Here is an 8,162-nt window from a genome sequence, read left to right on the forward strand (position 1 = left end):
GTCTGGCGGGTGTGGGGGAGTGTCAGGCCGACGATCGCGGTGACGACCATCCCCACAGCCAGCACGCCGGCGGCGGCGCCGAGGACGGATCCCCGGCGCCACCGCTTCGTCGTGTGTCGTGTCGTCACGACTCAGCGGCCGCTGCGGAACTGGCCGTTGCTGGCACGGCCGTTGCGGACCCGGCCGCGCAGGCGGAGCACGCCGAGGCCGGCGAGGAGGGCCGATCCGAGACCGCCGAGCAGGACCCAGGGCAGGACGCCGCCGTCGGCGGGGCTGGCCACGACCGTGCCGCCCGTGGCGACGGACGGACCCGCTGCCGAGGAGGACCGGACCGGGACGGTCGCCACGGTCGTGCCCCCGCGGGTCGTGGTGGTCCCGGTCGCCGAGCGGGCGACCAGCACGATGCGCGCCGCGGTGGTGACGGCGGTGCCCTTCGCGTCGGCCAGGAACAGCGTGTGCGCCCCGGCGGCCAGGTCGGCCGGCAGGACGACGGAGGCCGAGACGGTCCCGGCCGCCGTCGCGGTGACCGTGCCGATCACGCGCGGGGTGGAGTGCACGACGACCGAGTAGACCGCACCCGGGGTGAGTCCGGCGCTCGTGATCGTCACGGCGGAGCCGGGCGCGAACGGGCCGTGGGCGGCGGTGCCGTTCGCGTCGACGGACAGGGCGGGCTGCCGCACGGTGACGCGGTACTGCTTCGTCGTCGTGCCGTTCGCCGCGGTCACCGTGACGACGGCGCTGCGACCGGTGACGGCCACCGAGGAGGTCGCTGCCGAGTTCGTCGTCGTGACGTGCACGTCGGCGGCGGTCAGCGCGGTGAGGGGTGCGGTGACGGTCGCACCGGCCGTGGTCGCCGCAGCAGCGAGGGGCACGGTGACGCCACCGACGGTGACGGCCGAGGCCGAGGCGTCGTCGGAGACGAGGAACCGGGCGCGAAGTGCCGCGACCTCGGCCGGGGTGACGCCGATGGTCTTGGACAGGTACGAGTCCATGCCCGCGTACTTCGTCGCCACGTCGTGCTCGAAGGTGCCCTGCAGCAGCTGCGGGGTGGCCCACGTGACGCCGAGCTGGGTGTTCGAGAGCAGGTAGTCGTGCAGGACGTCCGCGCTGTCGACGCCCAGGACCCGGTCGAGCAGGTCGATGACGGTGCCGGTGCGGTCCATGCCGTGGGAGCAGTGGATGAGCACGGTGCCGCTGGTGTGGGTGGCGAGGATCTGGAGCACCTGGGCGTAGGCGCTGATCATCGGGCCACGGTCCGCAGCGTCGACGTAGCCCTTGTCGGTGAGGTCGTGGTACATCACGGTGTCGTCCGGGTAGTCGCCGTCGGCGCCGAACATCGAGATGTCGACGACCTTCGCGCCCGGGATCGTCACGTCGGGCTTCGCCGCCACCTGACCGGGCGTGCGGAGGTCGACGACGAGGTCCACGTGGTACTTGCCCGCGAGCGTCTGGGCGCCGGCGGCCGTGACCTTGTCGAGCGACTCGGAGCGGATCAGCCGCGTCGCGTCGACCCGGCGTCCGTCGAGTCCGGTGAAGGCGCCGAGTTCGCGGCCGTTCACCATGCCCGGGACGTCGGTGACCGGGTGGTCCTGCGCGGTGAACGCGGGCTGCAGGCCGGTGTCGGCGCTCGCGGTGGTGGTCGAGAGGCAGACGGTGCCGAGGACGGCGGCGGCAGCGGTGGCGATGGACGCGGCTCGGAACAGCGCGTGTGCTCGGGCGGGACGGTTGGGCACGGGGCTCCTCGTTCGGGTACGGGTACGTGTCCGCCTGCGACCAGGGGGTCGGCGACACGGCGGGTACCGAGAACGATCGGGGTCTGTCCGGGCCGTTCGGTGAACAGTGCGCGACGGCAGGCTTTCTGCGCGGTGAGCCAGCGCTCAGGATGGCCATCGGCGCTGCTCCTCGTCGAGGGGTGCGCTGTGCCCGCTACCGTGAGGGGATGACCACACGACGGGCCCGGGCATGAGCCACGCCGTCCCGACGATCCTCGACGTCGCCGCTGCCGCCGGCGTCTCGAAGTCCGTCGTCTCGCGGGCGCTCGCCGGGGCCTACGGGGTCGCGCCGGCGACGGTCGAGCGGGTGAAGCAGGCCGCCCGCGACCTGGGGTACGTGGCGAACGCCAACGCCCGGGGCATGTCGGCGCACCGGACCCACACGGTCGGCGCGTTCGTGCGCGACGCCTCCACCCCGTTCTACGGGCACCTGCTGACGGCGTTCCAGCTGCGCGCGGCGGAGCGTGGGTACCGGGTCGTCACCGCGACCGGAGCCGGGTCGTTCTCGATCGAGGAGGAACGGCGTGCGCTCGAGACGCTCGTCGCGCTGCGGGTCGAGGGACTCATCGTCTGCAGCGGCGCCCTGCCCGTCGAGGACGTCCTGCCGTTCGCGCAGCGGATCCCCACGGTGGTCGCCGGGCGTCCGGAGCGGGACGAGTCGGTCAGCAGCGTCTACTGCGACGAGCACGGTGGCGGGACGGCGCTGGCGGACCGGGTCGCGGACCTCGGCCACGAGCGGGTCGCGGTCTTCACGGTCGCCCGCTCCGGTTCGCTGACGCAGTCGGCGCGGACGGACGCGATGGCCCGACAGCTGGGCGCGCGGGGTGTCGACGTGGTGCTGGTCCGCCTGGAGGACCACGGCGACGACCCGCGCTGGCTCGACTCCGCCGTGGACCACGTGGTGGCGGTCGGGGGCGTGACGGCGATCATGGCGCCGAGCGACCACTGGGCCGTCGGTGTCCTCGAGGCGATGCGCCGCCGCGGGCTCCGGGCGCCGGAGGACCTGTCCGTCACCGGGTACGACGGCATCATGCCCTTCGCCACGGAGCTGTTCGGCATCAGCTCGTGGCGGCAGCCCCTCGACGTGATCGGGTCCCTGTCGGTGGACGACGTCGTGGACCAGATCGACGGGGTGACCTCGCGGGCGACGCACACCGCCATCGACGGCACGCTCGTGCCCGGTCGGACGCTCGCTCCGCGCTGAGCAGCACAGCGGCACGGCCGCGCGGCGCCCGCTCGGGTGCCGCTCGCGTCACCACCCGTTCACCTGCTCGTCGCCGTCCAGACGACCACGGCGGTGTGCTCCCGACCACGATGGGGAACGTTCCCTAAACGTGCTCGACCGAACGGATCCCATGTCCCAGCCCGACCCCGCCGTCTCCACCCGCCTGCCGCTCGACGCCACCGACCCGTACCGCTACGGCGTCTACCTGCGCCCCGATGCCCGCACCTGCCGCGCCGTCACGGTCGTCACCGACCAGCTCCGCGCCCAGTACGGCCTGGTGTCCGCCGGCGCGTTCCCGCCGCACGCCACCCTGGTCGGCAGCCAGCCGTTCGGCCGCGACGTCACCGAGGTCGTGCAGGCGCTGACGACCCTGCTCGCCGACCGTCCGGCGTTCGACGTCCACAACGCCGGCGTCCGCGGGCAGGGCATCGGGTACGTGTACGACGTCGCCGAACGCCCCGACGGCACCCTGAACCAGGACTTCGTCCAGCTCGCCGCGGACGTCGACGCCGCGGTCGACCCCTTCCGTCGGACCATGGACTCGCCGCCGTCGAACGACTTCCTGCCGGAGAAGTGGCGCGCACACCTCTCGCTCGCCTCCCACGACCTCTACGGCCGTCCGGACCTGCGCGACGAGGTCGGTGCGTTCATCCGCGACCTCGACATCGACGTGCCGTCCGGCTTCCGCGGCGACACCGTCGTCCTCTACCGGACGGCCAGCCCGGACTGGAGCGGCCGCTGGTGGCACACGATGACCTGGGAGCACGTCCACACCTGGACCCTCACCGGTCGATGACGGTCACCCTCGCCGAGGTGGCTCAGGCGACCGGGCTGTCCCGGTCGCTCGTCTCCCTGGCCCTCCGCGGCGACGACGGGGTGTCCGTGCCGTGTCGGGAACGGGTGGTGCGCGCGGCGGACGAGCTGGGCCTCCCGGTCGGTGCCCTGGCGCGACGACGCGCCTCCGGCGACCCGCTCGTCATCGGGGTGCTCGTCACCGACGCGGCACACCCGTTCCACGCCGAGGTGCTGGCGAGTGCGCGGGAGACCGCCGCGACCTTCGGGTTCGCCGTCCGGGTCGTCGACGCGGGTCGCGACGACGCGCGGCTGGCCGCCGGACTGGAGGCCCTGGTCGCCTCCGCCGGGACGGCCGACGGTGTCCTCGGGGTCGCGGTGGTGAGCAGCCGTCTCCCGCGGGCACGGGTCGTGTCGGCCGCCCGGCGGGTCCCGGTGGCGGTCCTCGGATCGGGGGCGGGCCTCCTGGCCGGGACCGGCATCGACACCGTGAGCGTCGACGAGGAATCCGGCATGCGGGAACTGCTGCTGTACCTGGCGTCGCTCGGGCACGTCCGGACCTGCTTCGTGGCGGAGTCGGCGTTCCCGTCGACCACACGGCGGGGGCGGGTGCACGCCGAGGTGTCGGGCCGGCTCCAGGCGACGGCGGACCGGTGCACGGCGGACATCGACGTGCTCGTCGCCGAGCCCGGACGAGTGCGGAGCTTCCTGGACGACGGCGTGACCGCGTTCGTCGCGGCGAACGACGCGACCGCGGGACGGCTGCTGGCGGCCGCCCGCGCAGCCGGGACCGACCTGCCGGAGGTGGCCGCCGTCACCGGGTTCGACGGCACCGCGCTGGCGGAACGGCTGGACCTGACGACCGTCGAGCAGCCGTGTCGGCGGCTGGGGGCACGGGTCGTCGAACTCGTCGTCGAACGGCTGCGGGGTCGGCGTGTGGTCCGACACGAGGTGCTGCCGACCGTGCTCGTGCCGCGGTGCCGGCCGCGGTCGGTTCCTTCGGAGGGTTAGACCGCGCCCATCGCTTCCTCGTCCGCCACTGCTTCCTTCTGCACCGCGAACTGCGTCCGGTGCAGCTCCTCGTACCGCCCACCCGCGGCGAGCAGTTCCTCGTGCGTGCCGCGCTCCACGATCGAGCCGTCCTCGACCACCAGGATCAGGTCCGCGCTGCGGATGGTGGAGAGGCGGTGCGCGATCACCATCGCCGTCCGGCCCTCGAGCGCCTCGCTCAGCGCGGCCTGCACGGCGGCCTCGGACGTCGAGTCCAGGGCGGCCGTCGCCTCGTCGAGGATGACGACCCGCGGCTGCGCGAGCAGGAGCCGTGCGATGGTCATCCGCTGACGCTCACCACCGGACAGCCGGTAGCCACGCTCACCCACCATGGTGTCGAGCTGGTCCGGCAGGGACCGGATGAGCGGCTCGAGGCGGGCCCGCCGGACGGCGTCCCACACCTCGTCGTCCGCGGCCTCGGGCCGGGCGAGCCGCAGGTTCGAGCGGATGGTCTCGTGGAACAGGTGGCCGTCCTGCGTGACCATGCCCATGGTGTGCCGCATCGAGCTGAACGTGACGTCGCGGACGTCCGTGCCGGCGAGCCGGACGGCACCGCTGTCGACGTCGTACAGGCGCGACAGGAGCTGCGCGACCGTGGACTTGCCCGCGCCGGACGTGCCGACCAGGGCGACGGTCTGCCCCGGCTCGATCCGGAACGAGACCCCGTGCAGGACCTCGTCGCCACCGCGGGTGTCCAGCGTGGAGACCTCTTCGAGTGACGCCAAGGAGACCTTGTCGGCGGACGGGTAGGCGAAGCGGACGTCGTCGAACTCGACCGCGACCGGACCGTCGGGGATCGTGACGGCGTCGGGCTTCTCCTGGATGAGCGGTTCGAGGTCGAGCACCTCGAAGACGCGCTCGAAGCTGACCACGGCGCTCATGATCTCGACCCGGGCGTTCGCCAGGCTGGTCAGCGGCGCGTAGAGGCGCGTGAGCAGGAGGGCCAGGGTGACCACGTCGCCGGTGTTCAGCTGGCCGCCGAGGGCGAGGGAACCACCGACCCCGTAGACGAGCGCGAGGGCGAGCGCGGAGACCAGGGTGAGCGCGGTGACGAAGACGAACTGCAGCAGTGCGCTCCGGACCCCGATGTCCCGGACGCGGGCAGCACGGACGCGGAACTCCTCGGCCTCTTCGTCGGGGCGGCCGAACAGCTTGACGAGGGTGGCACCCGGCGCCGAGAACCGCTCGGTCATCTGCGTGCTCATCGCCGAGTTGTGGTCGGCGGCCTCGCGGCGGAGCGCAGCCAGGCGGCTGCCCATCCGGCGTGCGGGGATGAGGAAGACCGGGAGCATGACCACCGCGAGCACCGTCACGAGCCAGGAGGTGCTGAGCATCACGACCAGGGTCAGGACCAGCGCCACGACGTTCGTGACCACGCCGGACAGCGTGCCGCTGAAGGCCTGCTGCGCACCGATCACGTCGTTGTTGAGCCGGCTCACGAGCGCGCCCGTCCGGGTGCGGGTGAAGAAGGCGATCGGCATCTTCTGCACGTGGTTGAACACGGCGGTGCGGAGGTCCAGGATCACGCCCTCGCCGATCCGCGCCGAGTACCAGCGGGTCACCAGCGACGTGGCGGCGTCGGCGACGGCCACCAGGGCGATGACGACGGCGAGCCAGACGATGGTGCCGACGGCTCCCCGGGCCGCGATGACGTCGACGACCTGGCCGGCGAGCACCGGCGTCGCGACCGCCAGGAACGCCCCCACGACGGACAGGACGATGAAGACGAGGAGCTTCGCGCGGTAGGGCACGGCGAACGTCAGGATCCGCCGCACGGACTCACGGGAGATGCCGTGCTTGCCGTCCCTGGCGGTCGAGATCTTGTAGAGCGAGCTCCAGGCCACGCCTTCCATGCTCATGACAGTTCCCTCCGTGGCCGACCGGGGCCTGCTGCGGTGGTGGGGAGCCCCGTGGCGGGGCCCTGCAGCGGCGACGGCGACCAGGGAGTCAGGATACGGCTCGTCCGGCACGGAGCGGGCGGGCGTCGTGCGCAACGCGGCTGGTGCGGGCGCTGGACGGAAGCGGTTCCGGACTCGGAACTGTGCCTCAGCGCCGGACTCCGATCCACTGCACGCTCCGTGGGTCGTCGCAGAGCCCGTCGGCCCAGTCCACCGGGAGGAGCGCACCCGGTCCGGACGGGTCGACGAAGTCGCCCGTCCAGGCCTCGCCGGCGATCGCTTCGGCGCTGTCGTCCGTGAACAGCGTGCGCTCGGCGGCCAGGTCGTAGCGGCGGCCGAGGACCGGGCCTCCCGGGCGGTCGCGGTAGAGCACGACCGCGACGTCGTCGGTCAGGGCGCGACCCGCGACCCACTGCATGCCGTCGTTCCAGTCGGTGTCGGTCGCGAACAGGTGCTGCAGGTGCACGAGGAACGCGTCCGCGGAGGCGCGTCGTTCGCCAGGGGTCATGGACGGCATGTCGAGATCATGGCGCACCCCGAGTCATCCCGGAACTGCGCCGACGGCGGAGCACGCGTGATCGCGGAGTCCTGTGCGACGCATGGACCCACGGTGCGGTCCCTCGCCCGTTCGGGCAACGTGGTGACGGACCACTCGCGTCAGGCCGTGATCGTGCTCGAGAGCTGCTGCACCTGCTCGACCAGTGCCCGGTGGTCGACGCCACCGCCGGCAGCCACGTAGTCCTCGGCCCGGTGTGCCCGGTCCGTCGCGACGCCGGACGTGAACCCGCGGAACCAGCCGCCGGCCCGCTCCAGCACCAGCGCACCCGCGGCGACGTCCCACGGGTGGGTGGCGAAGCCCATCGTGACGTCCGACCAGCCGGCGGCCACGTGCGCGAGGTTGAGCGCGCCGCTGCCGGTGCTGTGGTGGTGCCGGTACCGGAGCGTGAGGTCACGGACCAGGGTGAGTGCAGCCTCCTCGCCGAGGAGTTCCAGGTCCTGCTGCACCGGGAAGCTGGTCAGCACGGTCGCGGCGTCCTCGGGCAGGGACACGGACCGGATCGGTGCGCCGTCCAGGGTCGCGCCGGTGTCGTCGGCGGCGAACACGTGGTCGGCCACCGGGTCGTACACGGCGCCGGCGACGACGACCCCGTCGACCTCGGCGGCGATCGAGACGCACCAGTAGGCCAGCCCCCGGGCGAAGTTCGCGGTGCCGTCGATCGGGTCCACGATCCACCGGAGGGACGCGTCACCGGTGCTGCCGCCCTCCTCCCCGAGCACCACCGACCCGGGGAACGCCCTGGTCAGCGCGGTGGTGATGGTCTCCTCCGCGGCACGGTCGTGCACCGTGACGACGTCGTGGGCGTCGCGCTTCGTGGTGATCGCCATGTCCGACCGGAACGCCTCGAGCAGCTGCGGGGCGACCGT

7 protein-coding genes are annotated in these 8,162 nt (G+C 73.0%); 3 read left to right on the top strand and 4 right to left on the bottom strand.

All coding sequences use genetic code 11. The annotated features are described in order from the left end of the window. Positions 1–131: 131 nt before the first annotated feature. On the bottom strand, positions 132–1,733 hold the full coding sequence (locus QL987_RS16380; RefSeq protein WP_290158700.1) for a tyrosine-protein phosphatase: 1,602 nt from the start codon (positions 1,731–1,733) through the stop codon (positions 132–134). Between the two features lie 229 nt (positions 1,734–1,962). Between QL987_RS16380 and QL987_RS16385 the strand changes: the two genes are divergently transcribed. The 3 genes from QL987_RS16385 (at position 1,963) to QL987_RS16395 (ending at position 4,800) form a co-directional block, all read left to right on the top strand. Continuing rightward, positions 1,963–2,976: a LacI family DNA-binding transcriptional regulator gene (locus QL987_RS16385; protein ID WP_290158702.1), complete on the top strand. Its 1,014-nt coding sequence runs from the start codon at positions 1,963–1,965 to the stop codon at positions 2,974–2,976. A gap of 151 nt (positions 2,977–3,127) precedes the next feature. After that, positions 3,128–3,793 carry a 2'-5' RNA ligase family protein gene (locus QL987_RS16390; RefSeq protein ID WP_111076303.1) on the top strand — a complete coding sequence of 222 codons (666 nt, stop codon included), beginning with the start codon at positions 3,128–3,130 and terminating at the stop codon, positions 3,791–3,793. Continuing rightward, positions 3,790–4,800, top strand: a complete 1,011-nt coding sequence (locus QL987_RS16395; RefSeq protein ID WP_290158703.1) for a LacI family DNA-binding transcriptional regulator — start codon at positions 3,790–3,792, stop codon at positions 4,798–4,800. The genes QL987_RS16390 and QL987_RS16395 overlap by 4 nt, the downstream gene beginning before the upstream one ends. Here the strand turns inward: QL987_RS16395 and QL987_RS16400 are convergent. The 3 genes from QL987_RS16400 to QL987_RS16410 form a co-directional block, all read right to left on the bottom strand. Then, entirely contained in the window at positions 4,797–6,698 is a 1,902-nt protein-coding gene (locus QL987_RS16400; protein ID WP_290158705.1) for an ABC transporter ATP-binding protein, read from the bottom strand. The genes QL987_RS16395 and QL987_RS16400 overlap by 4 nt on opposite strands. A gap of 187 nt (positions 6,699–6,885) precedes the next feature. Then, positions 6,886–7,254: a hypothetical protein gene (locus QL987_RS16405; RefSeq protein WP_290158706.1), complete on the bottom strand. Its 369-nt coding sequence runs from the start codon at positions 7,252–7,254 to the stop codon at positions 6,886–6,888. 140 nt (positions 7,255–7,394) lie between these two features. Beyond that, the coding region (locus QL987_RS16410; RefSeq protein WP_290158708.1) for an inositol monophosphatase at positions 7,395–8,162 on the bottom strand (768 nt) is incomplete at its 5' end.

It is taken from the genome of Curtobacterium sp. APC 4022 (assembly GCF_030407555.1).
In the GTDB taxonomy this organism is placed as follows: domain Bacteria; phylum Actinomycetota; class Actinomycetes; order Actinomycetales; family Microbacteriaceae; genus Curtobacterium.

What these genes read in the sequence shown, in the direction of transcription:
- QL987_RS16385 (WP_290158702.1), top strand. Translation starts at nt 1,963, where the DNA reads ATGAGCCACGCCGTCCCGACGATCCTCGACGTCGCCGCTGCCGCCGGC.
- QL987_RS16390 (WP_111076303.1), top strand. Translation starts at nt 3,128, where the DNA reads ATGTCCCAGCCCGACCCCGCCGTCTCCACCCGCCTGCCGCTCGACGCC.
- QL987_RS16395 (WP_290158703.1), top strand. Translation starts at nt 3,790, where the DNA reads ATGACGGTCACCCTCGCCGAGGTGGCTCAGGCGACCGGGCTGTCCCGG.
- QL987_RS16400 (WP_290158705.1), bottom strand. Translation starts at nt 6,698, where the DNA reads ATGAGCATGGAAGGCGTGGCCTGGAGCTCGCTCTACAAGATCTCGACC.
- QL987_RS16405 (WP_290158706.1), bottom strand. Translation starts at nt 7,254, where the DNA reads ATGCCGTCCATGACCCCTGGCGAACGACGCGCCTCCGCGGACGCGTTC.